At 74.6% G+C, this 16,080-nt stretch carries 15 protein-coding genes; 3 read left to right on the forward strand and 12 right to left on the reverse strand.

The window, feature by feature from the left end:
* Positions 1 to 8: 8 nt before the first annotated feature.
* From nadC to nadA, 3 genes are read right to left on the reverse strand one after another with little or no spacing between them, the layout of a single operon-like run.
* Positions 9 to 959, reverse strand: a complete 951-nt coding sequence (nadC, locus tag Pdca_RS21035) for a carboxylating nicotinate-nucleotide diphosphorylase (RefSeq protein ID WP_085912983.1) — start codon at positions 957 to 959, stop codon at positions 9 to 11.
* The gene (locus tag Pdca_RS21040) at positions 956 to 2,542 is read right to left on the reverse strand and encodes an L-aspartate oxidase (RefSeq protein WP_085912982.1); all 1,587 of its coding nucleotides are present in this window, start codon (positions 2,540 to 2,542) and stop codon (positions 956 to 958) included. Before Pdca_RS21040 ends, nadC begins: the two co-directional genes overlap by 4 nt.
* Positions 2,539 to 3,537 carry a quinolinate synthase NadA gene (gene nadA / locus Pdca_RS21045; protein WP_085912981.1) on the reverse strand — a complete coding sequence of 333 codons (999 nt, stop codon included), beginning with the start codon at positions 3,535 to 3,537 and terminating at the stop codon, positions 2,539 to 2,541. The genes Pdca_RS21040 and nadA overlap by 4 nt, the downstream gene beginning before the upstream one ends.
* A gap of 183 nt (positions 3,538 to 3,720) precedes the next feature.
* Here nadA and Pdca_RS21050 point away from each other — a divergent pair, with 183 nt between their 5' ends.
* Together Pdca_RS21050 and Pdca_RS21055 are read left to right on the forward strand one after the other, a co-directional pair.
* Positions 3,721 to 4,431, forward strand: coding sequence for an NUDIX hydrolase (locus tag Pdca_RS21050; RefSeq protein WP_085912980.1), 711 nt, complete (start codon positions 3,721 to 3,723; stop codon positions 4,429 to 4,431).
* Positions 4,432 to 4,435: 4 nt separating this feature from the next.
* Positions 4,436 to 5,119: an LON peptidase substrate-binding domain-containing protein gene (locus Pdca_RS21055; RefSeq protein WP_085912979.1), complete on the forward strand. Its 684-nt coding sequence runs from the start codon at positions 4,436 to 4,438 to the stop codon at positions 5,117 to 5,119.
* 15 nt (positions 5,120 to 5,134) lie between these two features.
* Here the strand turns inward: Pdca_RS21055 and Pdca_RS21060 are convergent, their stop codons facing one another.
* The 9 genes from Pdca_RS21060 to Pdca_RS21100 form a co-directional block, all read right to left on the reverse strand.
* Positions 5,135 to 6,760, reverse strand: a complete 1,626-nt coding sequence (locus Pdca_RS21060; protein WP_085913100.1) for an ABC-F family ATP-binding cassette domain-containing protein — start codon at positions 6,758 to 6,760, stop codon at positions 5,135 to 5,137.
* A 103-nt stretch (positions 6,761 to 6,863) separates the two neighbouring features.
* Positions 6,864 to 7,400 (reverse strand): type II toxin-antitoxin system PemK/MazF family toxin, encoded by a 537-nt coding sequence (locus Pdca_RS21065; protein ID WP_085912978.1) that lies wholly within the window; start codon positions 7,398 to 7,400, stop codon positions 6,864 to 6,866.
* Positions 7,401 to 7,450: 50 nt separating this feature from the next.
* Entirely contained in the window at positions 7,451 to 7,669 is a 219-nt protein-coding gene (bsaP, locus tag Pdca_RS21070; RefSeq protein WP_085912977.1) for a biotin synthase auxiliary protein BsaP, read from the reverse strand.
* Positions 7,666 to 8,673 (reverse strand): biotin synthase BioB, encoded by a 1,008-nt coding sequence (bioB, locus tag Pdca_RS21075; RefSeq protein WP_085912976.1) that lies wholly within the window; start codon positions 8,671 to 8,673, stop codon positions 7,666 to 7,668. Before bioB ends, bsaP begins: the two co-directional genes overlap by 4 nt.
* Positions 8,670 to 9,386, reverse strand: coding sequence for a dethiobiotin synthase (bioD, locus tag Pdca_RS21080; RefSeq protein ID WP_085912975.1), 717 nt, complete (start codon positions 9,384 to 9,386; stop codon positions 8,670 to 8,672). Before bioD ends, bioB begins: the two co-directional genes overlap by 4 nt.
* Entirely contained in the window at positions 9,383 to 10,546 is a 1,164-nt protein-coding gene (locus Pdca_RS21085) for an 8-amino-7-oxononanoate synthase (protein ID WP_197719788.1), read from the reverse strand. Before Pdca_RS21085 ends, bioD begins: the two co-directional genes overlap by 4 nt.
* 82 nt (positions 10,547 to 10,628) lie before the next feature.
* Complete coding sequence (gene trxA, locus Pdca_RS21090; protein WP_085912974.1) at positions 10,629 to 11,021, reverse strand: thioredoxin; 393 nt, start codon at positions 11,019 to 11,021, stop codon at positions 10,629 to 10,631.
* 72 nt (positions 11,022 to 11,093) lie between these two features.
* Positions 11,094 to 13,418, reverse strand: coding sequence for a SulP family inorganic anion transporter (locus Pdca_RS21095; protein WP_085913098.1), 2,325 nt, complete (start codon positions 13,416 to 13,418; stop codon positions 11,094 to 11,096).
* 259 nt (positions 13,419 to 13,677) lie between these two features.
* Positions 13,678 to 15,039, reverse strand: coding sequence for an adenosylmethionine--8-amino-7-oxononanoate transaminase (locus Pdca_RS21100; RefSeq protein ID WP_085912973.1), 1,362 nt, complete (start codon positions 15,037 to 15,039; stop codon positions 13,678 to 13,680).
* A gap of 39 nt (positions 15,040 to 15,078) precedes the next feature.
* On the opposite strand from Pdca_RS21100, the gene Pdca_RS21105 reads away from it, so the two are divergent.
* A complete protein-coding gene (locus tag Pdca_RS21105; RefSeq protein ID WP_085912972.1) occupies positions 15,079 to 15,975 on the forward strand; it encodes a PaaX family transcriptional regulator in 897 nt (298 codons plus the stop codon).
* Positions 15,976 to 16,080: the final 105 nt, after the last annotated feature.

Here is a 16,080-nt window from a genome sequence, read left to right on the forward strand (position 1 = left end):
TCCCGGCGTCACCGCGGGACGAGATCCAGTCCGAGATCCAGCGCCGTCACCGAGTGCGTCAGTGCACCCACCGCGAGGAAGTCGACACCGGTCTCCGCGTAGTCCCGTGCGTTCGCCAGCGCCAACCCCCCGGAGGACTCCAGCAGCGTGCGGTGCCCGGAGGCGGCCGCCGCGGCGTCCCGGCGGCGGACGGCGGCCGCGGTGTCGGCGACCGTGAAGTTGTCCAGCAACACCAGCTCGGCGGCCGACCCGAGAACCTCGTCGAGCTGCTCCAGCGAGTCGACCTCCACCTCGCACGGCAGGTCCGGGGCGGCGGCGCGGGCCGCGGCCAGCGCCGCACCCACCGATCCGGCGGCCGCCACGTGGTTGTCCTTGATCAGCACGGCGTCGCCCAGCCCGAGCCGGTGGTTGGTCCCGCCACCGCAGCGGACGGCGTACTTCTCCAGCAGCCGCAGCCCGGGCAGTGTCTTGCGGGTGTCCCGGATCCGGGCACCGGTGCCGTCGACGGCGTCCACCCAGGCCCGGGTCGCGGTCGCGATCCCGGACAGGTGACACAGCAGGTTCAGCGCGGTCCGCTCCGCGGTGAGCAGCCCCTGCACCGGCCCGTACACGACCAGCGCCGGTTCGCCTGCCACCAGCCGGTCCCCGTCGGCCGCGGTGGAGCCGATCGAGTAGCCGACCTCGTACTGCACCTGCCCGGTGCCCGGGCCGATCCCGTCGCCGAGCACGGCGTGCAGCACCGCGTGCACCGCGGGGAGCCCGGCGAGGACGCCGTCGGCGCGCGGGGTGAACGCGGCGTGGGCCATCGCGTCGGTGCGGACCGTGGCCCTGGTCGTCGCGTCCGGCCCGTAGCGCAGGTCCTCGGCGAGCGCGGTGCGCACCACCCGGTCGAGATCGTCCGGGTCCGGGACACCGATCTCGGCGTTCCCGCCGACCCCGGCCGCGATCCGGGCGGTCACGCCGCACCCACCAGCGCGTCGGCGACCACCATCGGCCGTCCGGAGCCGTCCAGCCGGATCGGCAGCGAGGCCCGCTGGTGCACGTCGTCGCGGTCCGGGAAGTCGGTGCGCACGTGACAGCCGCGGGTCTCCCGCCGGGTGCCCGCCGCGGTGAGCACAGCCTGGGCCAGCAGGGTCAGCGCGGCGTCCTCCACGCCGGCGCGGCCGACCGGGGCTGCGGTGACGGTGGCCGCCTCGATCGCGTCGGACGCGGTCGCCAGCCCGGTCGCGTCCCGGCCGATCCCGGCGCAGGTGGTCATCGCCCGCTGCACCACCGTCCGGTCGGCGACCGGCAGCGCCGGAGTCGGCTCGACCGGCGCGGACAGCGCGGCGAGCCCGCGATCGGCGAGCACCGCCCGCACCGCGCGTTCGCCCACCACGAGCCCCTCCAGCAGCGAGTTGGACGCCAGCCGGTTCGCGCCGTGCAGGCCGGTCCGCGCCACCTCGCCGGCCGCGTACAGCCCGGGCACCCCGGTCCGGCCGTCGGTGTCGGCGACGACCCCGCCGCAGGCGTAGTGCGCGGCCGGGGTGACCGGTATCGGGTCGGTCGCGGGGTCGATCCCGACCGCGGCACAGGAGGCGTGCACGGTCGGGAAGCGGCGGGCGAACCCGTCCAGCCCGGTCGCGTCCAGATAGACGCAGTCGGTGCCGGTCTCGATCATCCGCCGGGTGATCGCGGCGGCGACGACATCACGCGGGGCCAGGTCGGCGCGCTCGTGCACGGCGGCCATGAAGGCGTACCCGGTGCGGTCGCGCAGCACCGCACCCTCGCCGCGGACCGCCTCGGTGACCAGCGGCCGCCGGCCCGCGGTGTCCGACCCGGGACCGGACCACAGCACCGTCGGGTGGAACTGCACGAACTCCAGGTCCGATGCGGTCGCCCCGGCCCGCAGGGCCAGCGCGACACCGTCGCCGGTGGCCGTCGCCGGGTTCGTGGTGGAGGCGTAGAGCTGGCCGTAGCCGCCGGAGGCCAGCAGCACCGCCGGTGCGCGCAGCATCCCGGCGCGGCCGTCGCCGTCCAGCACCGACAGGCCGACCACCCGGCCGGCGGCATCGCGCAGCGCGTCCACCGCGACGTGCCCGTCGAGCACGGTCAGCCCCTCGGAGCGGGCTGCCTCGACCAGCGCACGCTCGATCTCGGCGCCGGTCGCGTCGCCACCGGCGTGCACCACCCGCAGCGCGGAGTGGCCGCCCTCGCGGGTCCGTTCCAGGCGGGCACCGCGGGCGTCGAACAGGGCGCCGCGTTCGCGGAGCCTGCGGACCGCGTCCGGACCACCGCGGACGACGGTGTCCACCGCGGCGAGCTCGTTGAGCCCGCCGCCCGCACCGAGGGTGTCCGCGACGTGTGCCTCGAGGCTGTCGCCCGCGATGTCGCCGAGCACCACGGCGACCCCGCCCTGGGCCCAGCGGGTGGAGCCCTCGCCGATGCCGTCCTTGGTGACGACGACGGTGCGCAGCCCGGCGGCGGCAGCGTCCAGGGCCGCGGTCAGCCCGGCCACCCCGGAGCCGACGACGACCAGATCGGCTCCTGCCTCCCAGGTCACTCGGCGCTCCCCGGGTTGCCGATCTCGATCATCCGCTGCACCGCGGCCCGGCCGCGCGCGGCGAGATCGGGATCGACGTGCACCTCGTCGGTGCCGTGCCGGACCGAGCGCAGCAGCGCCTCCGGCGTGATCATCTTCATGTAGGTGCAGGACGCCCGGTCGTTCACCGCCCGGAACTCGATATCCGGTGCGGCCCGGCGGAGCTGGTGCAGCATGCCGACCTCGGTCGCCACGAGTACCTCCTTCGCGCCGGTCGCGCGGGCGGCGTCGATCATGCCGCCGGTGGAGAGGATCTTCACCTGGCTCTCCGGCACCGCGCCGGTGCCCGCCAGGTAGAGGGCCGACGTCGCGCAGCCGCACTCCGGGTGCACGAACAGGTCGGCATCGGGGTGCGCGGTCGCCTGGTCGGCGAGCTGGCGGCCGTTGATGCCGGCGTGCACGTGGCACTCACCGGCCCAGACGTGCATGTTCTCCCGGTCGAGCACCCGGCGGACGTGCGCGCCGAGGAACTGGTCGGGCAGGAACAGCACCTCGCGGTCGCGCGGGATCGAGTCGACGACCTCCACCGCGTTCGACGAGGTGCAGCACACGTCGGTCTCGGCCTTGACCGCGGCGGTGGTGTTCACGTAGGAGACGACGACCGCACCGGGGTGCTCGGCCTTCCACTCCTGCAGCTGCTCGACGGTGATCGAGTCGGCCAGCGAGCAGCCGGCGCGCGCGTCCGGGATCAGCACCGTCTTGTCCGGGGCGAGGATCTTCGCGGTCTCGGCCATGAAGTGCACGCCGCAGAACACGATCGTCGACGCCTCCGAGGAGGCCGCGATCCGGGACAGCGCGAGCGAGTCCCCCACGTGGTCAGCGATGTCCTGGATCTCGGGCAGCTGGTAGTTGTGCGCCAGCAGGACCGCGTCGCGCTTGCGCGCCAGTGTGCGGACCTCGTCGGCCCAGGCCGGGTCGACCGCTGTCGCCCCCGGTGCCGTCAGCGTTCCGGTCATCTCGCCCTCCCGGGCAGATCAGGTTTTCGCCTAGTGAGCGGAAACTGGGTGGATCGTAGCACCGGGCCCGCCGCGCAGACACCCACCGCGTGACCGGGACCTCACCTTCCGGCCACCCGGCCGTCACCCGCCCGTGCTGTGCCGGGCGCGGCCTAGGCTCGTCCCGTGACGTCGCTGCCGGCCATGCACGAGGTGCTCGCCGCCGTGCTCGGAATCCGGGACGGCAGCCTCCGGGTTCTGCTGTGGCAACGCGCGCTCGCACCCGACGCCGGGCGGTGGTCGCTGCCCGGCGGGCGACTGGCCTCCGACGAGGACGTCGAGACCTCGGTCCGGCGCCAGCTCGCCGAGAAGGTCGACGTCCGCGAGGTCGCCCACGTCGAGCAGCTGTCGGTGTTCTCCGATCCGCACCGCACCCCCGGCCCCCGGACGATCGCGACCGCCTTCCTCGGGCTGGTGCCCTCCGACGCCGATCCGGAGCTGCCCCCGGACACCGCATGGCACGAGATCGACGCGCTCCCGGCGACCGCGTTCGACCACGCCGGCATCGTCGACTCCGCACGGGAACGCCTGCGCGCCAAGCTCTCCTACACCAACCTCGGGTTCGCCATCGCGCCGGCGGCGTTCACCATCTCGGCGCTGCGCGACCACTACGTCGCAGCGCTCGGGCATCCGGTCTCGGCGACCAACCTGCAACGCGTCCTGACCCGGCGGGATCTCCTCGAGCCCACCGGTGACACGGAGCCGCCGGGCCGGGCCGGTGGACGTCCCGCCGCGCTGTTCCGGTTCACCGACCGCACGCTGCGGGTGACCGACGCCTTCGCCGTGCTCCGACCGCCCGCACCGGGCGGGGCCGAGCGGCGGTCGGGCGGTCCGGCCGACGCCGTATTACCGTGAACCGGTGTCCGCGACGATTCCGCTGTTCCCGCTGGGAACGGTGCTGATGCCCGGCGCGGCGCTCCCCCTGCACATCTTCGAGCCCCGCTACCGGCAGCTCACCGTCGATCTGATCACCGGCGTCGTTCCGGACAAGGAGTTCGGCGTGGTCGCGGTCCGCGAGGGGCATTCCCCCGACCGGTCCGGCACGGACGGGATGCACCGGGTCGGCTGCACCGCGGTACTGCTCGACGCGCGCCGGCTGCCGGACGGGCGGTACGACGTGGTCACCCGCGGCGGACGCCGGTTCCGGCTGCTCGACGCCGACCGGGACAGCCGGTCGTACATGTGCGGGACCGTCGAGTTCCTGCCCGACCGAACGCCCACCGGCGGGACCGATCCGCGCCTGGTCACGATGCTGGAGCGGGCGGCGCGGGCGGCGCACCGCAGCTACTGCGGGACCGCCTGGCGGACCGGTGACTGGTCCGAGCCGGGCGAGGACACACCCACCGCCGAGCTCGCCCACCTGCTCGCCGAGGACTGTCTGCTCCCGCTGACAGACCGGCAGGACCTGCTGGAACAGACCGATCCGGTGCAGCGGCTGCGCGAGGTGCGCCGGCTGCTCGCCCGCGAGCGCGGGCTGCTGGACCGGCTCCGCGCGGTGCCGGCGCCGCACGGCACCTTCACCGACGAGCACAGCGCCAACTAGTGCTTCGAGCGAGTACTACAGCTCCAGCACCGCCCCGTCCCACCGGCGTCGCAGCCACCGGTCGTGCGAGGTGACCAGCACCGTCCCCGGCGCCGACCCGAGTGCCTCCTCCAGCTCACCGGCCAGCCGCAGCGAGACGTGGTTGGTCGGCTCGTCGAGCAGCAGCAGGTCGGGCGCGTCGGCGACCGCGACGGCCAGTGCCAGCCGCCGCCGCTGACCGAGGCTCAGATCGCCGACCCGGGTGCCGTGCTCGCGCGGATGCAGCAGGCCCAGCTCGCGCAGCGGCACCCGCTCGGCGAGGTCCGGCCCCAGCAGCGCGGCATAGGCCTGCGCGGCGGTGCGCTCCGGCGATCCGATCTCCGGGTCCTGGGTGAGCAGCCCGACCCGCCGCGCCCGCACGTCCACCACACCGGACGACGGCGCGAGATCCCGGTGCAGCACCGCCAGCAGGGTGGACTTGCCCGATCCGTTCGGGCCGGTGACCAGCAATCCGGAACCGGCGGGCAGATCCAGCCGGTCGAGCCGCAGCCGGTGCTCGACGACCAGATCGCGGACCTGCACCGCGAGGCCTGCCCCGGCGTCGTCCCCGGTCAGCCGGCCGGCGAACCGCAACGGCTGCGGCGGCTTCGGCAGCGCGTCCCGCTCGGCGATCTCCAGCCGGCGCTGCGCGTCGTGCACCCGGCGGGCCCGGGTGCGTTCCACGTTCGCCCCCTTGAACGCGTGGATGAACTTGTCGTTGTCCCGCGGGCCGCGGCCGGGCGCGATCGCCGACATCGAGATCCGGGAACGGTCCCGGAGCCGATCGATCTCCTCCTGCTGAGCGGCGAAGGTCTCCTCCCAGCGCTGTCGGCTCGCCGCCTGTGCCTGCAGGTACTCGGTGAACGACCCGCCGAACCGGCGGCCGCCGTGCCCGTCGGTACCGAGCGCGCCGGCGTCGAGGTCCAGCAGGCCGGTGCAGACCCGGTCCAGGAACGTCCGGTCGTGGCTCGCCGCCACCACCACCCCGGGCAGCTCGGTCAGTGAGCGTTCCAGCAGGTCGAGCGCATCGTCGTCGAGGTGGTTGGTGGGCTCGTCCAGGAGCAGGCAGGCCGGGCGGCGGACCAGTGCCGCCGCCATCGCGAGCCGGGTGCGCTGCCCACCGGACAGCGTCCCGACCGCCCGGTCCCGGTCCAGGCCCGCGACGCCGAGCGCACCCGCGGTGACCTCGGCGCGACGGTCGGCGTCCCAGGCGTCGTGCGCCACCGCCCAGGCCAGCATCCGGTCGTAGCCGGCCGCCGCGGACGGGTCGTCGGCCAGCGCGGCGGCGAGGCGTTCCAGCTCGGCGACCGCGTCGTGCAGCGGGCGCAGCGCGTCGTCGAGCAGACCGCCGACGGTGCCGCCGGCGTCGAGCGCAGGCTCCTGCGGCAGGTACACCAGATCGGCGGGCGCGTGCACCTGCCCGGCGTCCGGCCGCTCGACGCCGGCGAGCAGGCGCAGCAGCGTCGACTTGCCGGTGCCGTTCTCCCCGACCAGGCCGATCCGGGCGCCGGGGGCGACCGTGAGATCGACGCCGTCGAGCACCGGTGGCCGGCCCGCCCGGGTGGCGTAGGAGTGGGTCAGGCCGTGCGCGGTGAGGGCCTGCAGATCAACAGCGGAAGACACGACGACGCTCCGGAACACGGAGGACGACCGGCGGGGGCGAGAGCCACGGCCGCGGTCGGGGACGTCGTCAGAGCCTCATGATGATCCGGACCCTACACCGTGCTCAGCGCCAGCCGTAACGGTTTCTCAGCTCGGTCGCCACCCGGTCGAAGCGGCTGCGGTCGAGCACCGCGCCCTCCCGGCGGATCCCGTGCTCGTCGATCTCCAGCACCCGGTCCAGCCGGATGTAGGAGTCCCGGCCCTCCCGGTCCCACGCCCCGGAACCGATGCCGACCCAGTCCGGGTCGCCGGCCCGCCGGTCCTGGCTGGACAGCATCAGCGCGAGCAGATCCTCGCCGGACCGGCCGACGACCAGCAGCGGGCGGTCCTTGCCCTGGTTCGGGTCCTCCTCGTAGGGCACCCAGGTCCAGACGATCTCGCCCGGGTCGGCGGACCCGTCCGGCTCGGGGGCGTAGACGACCTGGCGGGCGCGGTCACCGGTGGGTGCAGCGCGGACCCGGCCGCCCGCCGCGGGTGGCGCCGACGGCCGCGCGGACCGGGTCCGCTGCGGCTGCCGGCGCTGCTGCTTCTGCGAGTCCTTCAGCAGCCGGAACGCCAGGTCGGCGGCCTTGCGCAGCAGCGGGCCCCAGTTGATCGCCATGCCGGTCAGCCTGCCGTACCCGGCCCCGGTCCCGGTGCCGGGGCGCGCCGTCAGGCGCTGATCTCACCGTGTCGCGAACAGCGGGCGTTCCAGCCGACCGGATCGACCTGCACCACCATCCGCCGCGCGCAGGTCGGGCAGAACCGTGGCGGCTCCAGCTCGCGGCGCCCGGCACAGCGCGCGTGCGACGACCCGGCCGACGGCTCCCCGCACTGGTCGCAGTACGGCCCGCCCGCCTCCCGCGGGTGGGCCGTGGCCGGCGCGCTCACAACGACTCGTTCAGAGCCTTGATCGGCATCTCCAGCTCACCGAGCAGGTCGATGTCGGACTCGGCGGGCCGGCCCAGGGTGGTCAGGTAGTTCCCGACGATGACGGCGTTGATCCCGCCGAGCAGGCCCTTGCGCGCGCCGAGATCGCCGAGGGTGATCTCCCGGCCACCGGCGAACCGCAGGATCGTGCGCGGCAGGGCCAGCCGGAACGCGGCGACGGTGCGCAGCGCATCCGGTCCGGACATCGGCTCGAGATCCCCGAACGGCGTCCCCGGGCGCGGGTTGAGGAAGTTCAGCGGCACCTCGTCGGGCTCCAGCTCGGCGAGCTGACCGGCGAACTCGGCGCGCTGGTCCAGGGTCTCCCCCATCCCGACGATGCCGCCGCAGCACACCTCCATCCCGGCCTCGCGCACCATCCGCAGGGTGCCCCAGCGCTCCTCCCATGTGTGCGTGGTGACGACGTTCGGGAAGTGCGAGCGGGCGGTCTCCAGGTTGTGGTTGTAGCGGTGCACGCCCATCGCGGCGAGCTCGTCGACCTGCTCCTGGGTCAGCATGCCCAGCGAGCAGGCGATGTTGATGTCGATCTCGTCGCGGATCGCCTGGATCCCGGCGGCGACCTGGGCCATCAGCCGCTCGTCCGGCCCGCGGACGGCGGCGACGATGCAGAACTCGGTCGCCCCGGTCTTCGCGGTCTGCTTGGCGGCCTCCACCAGCATCGGGATGTCCAGCCAGGCCGAGCGGACCGGCGAGGCGAACAGCCCGGACTGGGAGCAGAAGTGGCAGTCCTCCGGGCAGCCGCCGGTCTTCAGCGAGATGATCCCCTCCACCTCGACGTCCGGCCCGCACCAGCGCATCCGCACCTCGTGGGCGAGCTCCAGCAGATCGTCGAGGCGGTCGTCGGGAAGGTCGAGCACCTCGCGCACCTGGGCCGGGGTGAGGCCGGTGCCCTGGTCGAGGACCTGGGCGCGCGCGACGGTGAGGACGTCGGTCCGGGCGGTCGTCATGATCCGGCATCCTGCCAGCGGCCCAGCGGCATCGCGCCCAGTGTGTGCCACGCAACGGTCCCGAACCCGTCCGGTGTGGCGGCACCGAGACCGGCCGGCAGGGCGCCGAGCAGCGGTACCCCGGTCGTCGCCGGAAGATCGGCGAGATTGCACCGGGCAGCGAGGTCGGGCGTGTCCGGCCACTCCCCGACGACGACCCCCGCGCAGACCAGCCCGCGCGCGTGCAGCGCCTCGACGGTCAGGCCGGTGTGGTTCAGCGTGCCCAGACCCGCCGCGGCGACCACCACGACCGGTGCACCGAGCGAGCGGGCGACATCGGCGAGGGTGCCGCCGTCGTCGTCGAACCGGACGAGCAGCCCGCCGGCCCCCTCGACCAGCACCAGGTCGTGGTCGCGGGCCAGTTCGCGGGCGGCGGCGGCCGCGTCGTCCGGGGTCACCGGCGCCTGCCCGGCCCGGCGGGCCGCCGTCGCCGGGGCCAGCGGATCCGGGTAGCGGGCCAGCTCGCGCACGGTGATCCCCGGGACCAGTCCGGCGATCACGTCGGCGTCGCCCGGCTCGTCCGGCCCGACGCCGGTCTGGGCGGGCTTGAGCACCGCGGCCCGCAGCCCGCCGGCGAGCGCGACCGCGGCCAGCGCGGCCGTCACGACGGTCTTTCCGACGCCGGTCCCGGTCCCGGTGACGACCACGATCCGGCCGGCCGTCCGGTCGCTCATCGGGCGCTCCCGGCGCGGACGCCGTCGAGCACCTCGGTCAGTACCGACGTGGCCCGCCGCAGGTCGGCCTCGGGCAGCCCGGCCCGCGCGGTGAGCCGCAGCCGTGAGGTCCCGGGCGGCACCGACGGCGGCCGGAAGCACCCGACGTGTACCCCGCGGGCGAGGCAGGCCGTGGCCGCGGCGAGCGCCGGGCCGGGTTCGCCGAGTACCACCGGCACCACCGCCGAGACCGGGACCGCGGCGCCCGCGGCCGTGGCGAGCACCGCCGCCACCCGCAGCACGTCGGCGGCCCGCTCCGGCTCCGCGGCCAGCACCCGCAGGGCGGCGAGCGCGGAGCCGGTCGCCGCGGGCGCCAGACCGGTGTCGAAGATGAAGGAGCGCGCCGCGTCGACCAGGTGCGCGATCACCGCGGCCGGGCCGAGCACCGCACCGCCCTGGCTGCCGAGCGCCTTGGACAGCGTGACCGTGCCGACGACGTCGTCCTGCCCGGCCAGTCCGGTCTCGGCGAGCAGACCGCGGCCGCCGGGGCCGCGCACCCCCAGGCCGTGCGCCTCGTCGGCCAGCAGCACGGCGCCGTGCGCCCGGCAGGCCCGGTGCAGGGCGCGCAGCGGCGCGAGATCGCCGTCGGCGGAGCCGACGGTGTCGGTCACCACGAGCGCCCGCTCCTCGGTGCGGGCGGCGAGCACGCCGGCGACCGCGTCCGGATCGGCGTGCGGGACGACCACCACCCGCGCCCGGGACAACCGGCAGGCGTCCACCAGCGACGCGTGCGACGCGGCGTCCGACACGATCAGCGCCCCGGGCCCGGTCAGCGCGGTGACGACGCCGAGGTTCGCGGTGTAGCCGGAGGAGAAGACGAGCGCATCGGTGAACCCGCAGAACCCGGCCAGCTCGGTCTCGAGGTCCCGGTGCAGCGTGGTGCTGCCGGTGACCAGCCGCGATCCGGTGGAGCCCGCGCCCCACACCCGCAGCGCCTCGATCCCGCCCGCGACCACCCGCGGGTCGTCCGAGAGGCCGAGGTAGTCGTTGCCGGCGAGGTCGATCGGGGTGTCCGCGCCGGACGGGCCGCGGGGACGCAACCGGCGGCGCAGCCCGGCGTCGGTGCGGGCGGCGGCACGCTCGTCGAGCCAGGCCAACGGGTGTGCGGCGGGGTGGATCACACTCCGGAGCCTAGGCAACGGGTCCGGGACGGCGAACGGCCCCGCACACCGGGATGTGCGGGGCCGCTCCGGCGTTCGCGCGTCAGGCCTGCGGGGCCTCGCCGCCGGCCTGCTTCTCCTGCTCGGCAACGGCCGCGCGGACCTCGTCCATGTCGACCGCCTTCACCTGGCCGATGAGGTCCTCCAGTGCCTCGGCGGGCAGCGCGCCCGGCTCCGAGTAGAGGACGACCCCGTCGCGGACCGCCATCACGGTCGGGATCGAGGAGATTCCGAACGCTCCGGCCAGCTCCTGCTGCGCCTCGGTGTCGACCTTCCCGAACGTCACGTCCTGGTGGTTGTCGGACGCGGCGTCGTAGACGGGGGCGAACTGCTTGCACGGGCCGCACCAGGACGCCCAGAAGTCGATCAGGACGGTCGTCCCCGGCGCGCCCACGACGTCGTTGAAGTTGTCGGTGGTCAATTCCACGGTGGCCATGCCCGGATCCAACGACCGGATACCGCCGGATGTTCCCGGCGCGGACCACCCGATCGGTCCGCGCCGGGACGATCACCTCACACCCGTGCCGGCCGCTGCGCCGATCGTCACGATCCCGTGCCCGTGCCCGGCGGCGATCCGGTCCAGGCCGGAGCCGGACGCCGCGTCATCGGGACGGATCGGGACGAATCGCTGGGCGTCCTCGTCGAACACCAGCACCGCTGCGCTGCCGATGTCGTAGAACAGGCCCATCAGCGCCGGACCGGACTGCTTGGCGCGCAGCATCTCCAACTGCATCGCCACGTTGACCATGGCCAGCTGGTCGGTCTCGTCGAAGCCGTCGGCGGCGGCCGCGACGCCGACCGGGTGCCCGCGCTCGAAGGCCCGCAGCACCGGACGGGCCTCGAGCAGCCAGCGTCCGAGATCGCCCTCGGAGCCGGCCAGCCCGGCACGCAGCCCGTTCATCGCGCCGCAGCCGGAGTGCCCGCAGACCGCGACGAGCGGGACGTCGAGCGCCGAGGTCGCGAACTCGACCGCGGCGGCGGTGCCCGGCCCGACCGCGAGGTTGCCGACGTTCTGGACGGTGAACACGTCACCCGGCCCGCTGTGCGTGATCACGTGCGGCAGCACCCGCGAGTCGGCGCAGGTGATCATCATCGCGGACGGGGCCTGGCCGTCGGCCAGCCCGGACATCGTCGGACGGATCCGCTCCCGGGTGTTCTCGTGATATGCCGCGACACCGGCCATCAGCGGTTCGCGCGGCTCCTGATCGACCGGCTGCACCGACTGCCACTGCGTCCAGGTCGCGTAGGACGCCGTCGGGGCCGGCCGGGCGGCGTCGGGCTCGATCACCGTGACCGTCGCGCCGGTGCCCTCGTGCCGCGCCTTCCAGGCGAGCAGGTGGTCGTAGGCGGCGTGGTCGAGGTAGTCGGTGACCAGCCGGACGGTGGTGTCGACCCCGCGCGGGACGCTGTTGAGCTCCCTCGACAGCCGGGGCACCGAGAGGAAGCACAGCGTCCCCTCGACGACGAGCTCGCAGCGACCGTCCGCGTGCTGCTCCAGGTGCGGACGCGAGCGGACGGCCCGCCACAGCAGCATGAGACCGGCGAGCGCGAGCCCGATCAGCACACCTTCGAGCAGGTTCAGCACGACGACGCCGGCCAGCGTCGCCAGGTAGATCGCCAGCTCCCCGTGGGTGCGGGCGGTGCGGATGTCCGCCGGTTTGACCAGCTGCAGGCCGACCACGACCAGCAGTCCGGCCAGTGCGGCCATGGGGACGAGCTCGACGACGTCGATCAGCACGATCGCGAACAGCGCGATCCAGACGCCGTGCAGCACACCCGACGCCCTGGTCTGCGCGCCGGCGCGGACGTTCGCCGACGAGCGGACGATCACGCCGGTCACCGGCAGCCCGCCGATCATGCCGGAGACCGTGTTGGCGGCGCCCTGGCCGACCAGCTCCCGGTCGGCGTTCGTGCGCGTTCCCGGTCGCATCCGTTCGACCGCGACCGCCGAGAGCAGCGACTCCACGCTGGCGATCAGCGCCACCGTCAGCATCCCGCCGAGCACGCCGGCCCAGTCCGACTCGGGCAGCACCGGCGTCGACAGCGCATCCAGCAACGAGCCCCCCAGCTCGACCCGGACGACGCCGGCGGCGGCGGGGACGGTGAGCGAGAGTGCCGTGGCGGCGAGCACGGCGATCAGCGCGCCGGGCACCGCGGACACCGGCCGGGGCAGCCGCGGCCAGGTCAGCATCAGCGCGATGACCAGGGCTCCGAGCAGCAGCGCCGCCGGCGAGAGTGCAGCCACGGAGCCGGGCAGCGCGAGCAGCGAGTCGACCGCCCCGGTGCGCGACTCGCCGCCGAACACGACGTTCAGCTGGGAGACGGCGATGGTGACGCCGATGCCCGCGAGCATCCCGTGCACGACGGCGGGCGGGATGGCCTGCGCGAACCGGGCCAGCCGGGTCAGCCCGAAGGCGACCTGCAGCACACCGGCGCCGGCCGTGATCAGGCAGGTGACCTCCCAGCCGAAGCGGTTGACCAGCTCGGCGACGATCACGGTGAGCCCGGCCGCCGGGCCGGAGACCTGCAGCGGTGAACCGCCGAGCAGTCCGGCCACCACGGCGCCGACGACCGCGGCGACGAGCCCGGCCAGGATCGGCGCGCCGGAGGCGACGGCGATGCCGAGCGAGAGCGGCACCGCGACCAGGAAGACCACGACCGACGCGGAGAGATCCGCCCGTGCGTGCGGGAACATCCGAACGAACCGGCCGTCGCCGGGCGGGGAGTGCTCACCCCGGCCGGACTCGGCGGGGGCGTGCTCGTCCTGGGTGGCTCGAGCGGAACTGGTGTGACTGGTGTTGCTGGTGTTGCTGGAGTGATTGTGCGGATGCACCGGATCCTCCGAGATCGGTCCGTTGGGGGCGGCGGACCGCGACGATGCGGTCACTGCACGGCTGTACGGCTGTGCCGGAGCGACGCCGGGGGGCTCGTGACCCGGCCGGCGTTGCAGCTCCTCACGCAATCGGACCGCGATGAGAGCTGTTCTCATCGATTCGGTCGCCCACGACGAAACGCCCGGTCAGGACCGTTCACCGGAGCGTAACGTGACCCGGATCACCCCATGATCCACTCGGACCGGTGGCGGCCGGCGGTCAGTGCCGACCCTCTTGCCTGGGCCGACCCTGTTGCCTGGGCCGATCCTGTTGCCCGGCAAGGGCAGCGGCGCGCATCGCGGCCGTGATCAGGGCGATGTCCGGGCGCGAGCAGATGAACGGCGGCATCGCGTAGACCAGGTTCCGGAACGGCCGGAGCCAGGCGCCGGCGACCACCGCGGCGGCCGTCGCGGCGGGGACGTCGACCTCGCCGTCCAGCTCGATCACCCCGATCGCCCCGAGTATCCGGACCTCGCGCACCCCGGGCAGCGAGCGCGCCGGGGCGAGCCCGGCCCGCATCCCGGCGGCGATGTCCTTCACCTCGCGCCGCCAGTCGCGCTCGAGCAGCAGGCTCACCGAGGCGTGCGCCACCGATGCCGCGAGCGGGTTGCCCATGAACGTCGGACCGTGCATGAGGACCCCGGCCTCGCCGTCGCTGATACCCGCGGCCACCCGGGAGCTGCACAGTGTCGCGGCCATCGTCAGGTATCCGCCGGTCAGCGCCTTGCCCAGGCACATGACGTCGGGAGCGATGCCGGCGTGGTCGGCGGCGAACAGCTCGCCGGTCCGGCCGAAGCCGGTGGCGATCTCGTCGAACACCAGCAGCACGTCGTGGGCCAGGCACAGCTCGCGCAGCACGTGCAGGTAGCGCGGATCGTGGAAGCGCATCCCGCCGGCGCCCTGCACGACCGGTTCGACGACGATCGCGGCGAGCTCGTCGGCGTGCGTCTCGACCAGCTCGGCCAGGTGCGCGACGTAGGCGTGCGAGAAGTCCTCCGGCGGGGCGTCGGCGAACACCTGCTGGGGCAGCACGTCGCTCCACAGCGAGTGCATGCCACCGTCCGGGTCGCACACGCTCATGGCACCGAAGGTGTCCCCGTGGTAGCCGCGCCGCCAGGTCATCAGCCGGTGCTTCCCCGGTCGCCCGCGGGACCGCCAGTACTGCAGGCACATCTTGATCGCGACCTCCACCGACACCGAACCGGAGTCGGCGAGGAAGACGTGGTCCAGGCCGTCGGGGGTGATCTCGACGAGCAACCGGGCCAGATCGACCGCGGGCCCGTGGGTGATCCCGCCGAACATCACGTGGCTCATCCGGCCGAGCTGGTCCTGCACCGCCCGGTCCAGCCGCGGGTGCTGGTAGCCGTGGATCGCCGACCACCACGACGACATCCCGTCGACGAGCTCCCGGCCGTCGGGCAGCCGCAGCCGCACCCCGGACGCGGACTCGACGACGATCGGGGTCGTCGTCGCGGGCATCGGGGCATACGGGTGCCAGACGTGCGACCGGTCGGTCGCGAGCAGTCCGGAGGTGCCGTACGGGGTCGCCCCCGGGCTGTGGTCGGATCCGGGGGCGGTCACGGCCCCCACGGTAGTACCGGGTTCTAGGCTGACCCGACCATGGCCACCCCATTCCGTGACCCCTGCCCCGCCGGATCGGAGCTCGTCGCCGACACCGACGACTCGGCGCTGCGCCGCCGCGAGCTCGGCCAGACCTCGGCCCGGTCGCTGCTGCTCACCGTCCTCGGCGAGTTCGTGCTGCCCTCCGGCGCACCGGTGTGGACGCGGGCGCTGCTCGACGTGCTGGGCGAGCTCGGGGTGGAGTCCAAGTCGGCACGTCAGGCGCTGGCCCGCACCGCCGCCGAGGGCCTGCTCACCTCCGACCGGGACGGCCGCCGGGTCCGCTGGTCGCTGACCGGGCCCGGCCACCGGCTGCTGTCCGACGGCGCCGCCCGGATCTACGCCTTCGGCAGGCCGGCGACCGGCTGGGACGGCCGGTGGCTGGTCCTGCTGGCCAGCGTGCCGGAGTCCCGCAGGCGGCTGCGCCACCGGCTCCGCACCCGGCTCGCCTGGGCCGGGCTCGGCTCCCCGGCACCGGGGGTGTGGGTCTCCCCCGACCCTGGCAAGGAACCGCAGGTCGCCGCCGTCCTCGACGAGCTGGACCTGGGTGGCATGAGCAGCTCGTTCGTCGGGCACTACGGCGGCATCGGGCGCCCGTCCGAGATCGTCGCGCAGGCCTGGGACCTGGACCGGGTCGAACAGGCCTACCAGGAGTTCCTCGACGAGTTCGATCCCGGCCGCCGCACCGACCCGGCCGCCGGCCAGGGGGTGCTGGCCCGGCAGGTGCGGCTCGTGCACGCCTGGCGCCGGTTCCCGTTCCTCGATCCGGAGCTGCCCGCCGAGCTGCTCCCCGACCCGTGGGCCGGCGCCCGGGCCGCCGACCTGTTCAGCACCCTGCACGCCCGGTGGGACGCCGACGCCCGCGCGGCCTGGGCGGCCCTCGCCGAGGGTCCCTGAGCCGCCGCACCGCGACCCGGCCGCCCCCGGGCACGGCCCGCCGGGATGCGGCCCGCCGGGATGCGACACGGCCCCCGCCGAGCCGCCTCCCGCCCGGACGGGTGC

Origin of the sequence: Pseudonocardia autotrophica (assembly GCF_003945385.1) — a bacterium.
Taxonomy (GTDB): domain Bacteria; phylum Actinomycetota; class Actinomycetes; order Mycobacteriales; family Pseudonocardiaceae; genus Pseudonocardia; species Pseudonocardia autotrophica.

What these genes read in the sequence shown, in the direction of transcription:
- nadA (WP_085912981.1), bottom strand. Translation starts at nt 3,537, where the DNA reads ATGACCGGAACGCTGACGGCACCGGGGGCGACAGCGGTCGACCCGGCC.
- Pdca_RS21065 (WP_085912978.1), bottom strand. Translation starts at nt 7,400, where the DNA reads ATGGCGATCAACTGGGGCCCGCTGCTGCGCAAGGCCGCCGACCTGGCG.
- Pdca_RS21105 (WP_085912972.1), top strand. Translation starts at nt 15,079, where the DNA reads ATGGCCACCCCATTCCGTGACCCCTGCCCCGCCGGATCGGAGCTCGTC.
- bioD (WP_085912975.1), bottom strand. Translation starts at nt 9,386, where the DNA reads ATGAGCGACCGGACGGCCGGCCGGATCGTGGTCGTCACCGGGACCGGG.
- Pdca_RS21050 (WP_085912980.1), top strand. Translation starts at nt 3,721, where the DNA reads ATGCACGAGGTGCTCGCCGCCGTGCTCGGAATCCGGGACGGCAGCCTC.
- trxA (WP_085912974.1), bottom strand. Translation starts at nt 11,021, where the DNA reads ATGGCCACCGTGGAATTGACCACCGACAACTTCAACGACGTCGTGGGC.
- bioB (WP_085912976.1), bottom strand. Translation starts at nt 8,673, where the DNA reads ATGACGACCGCCCGGACCGACGTCCTCACCGTCGCGCGCGCCCAGGTC.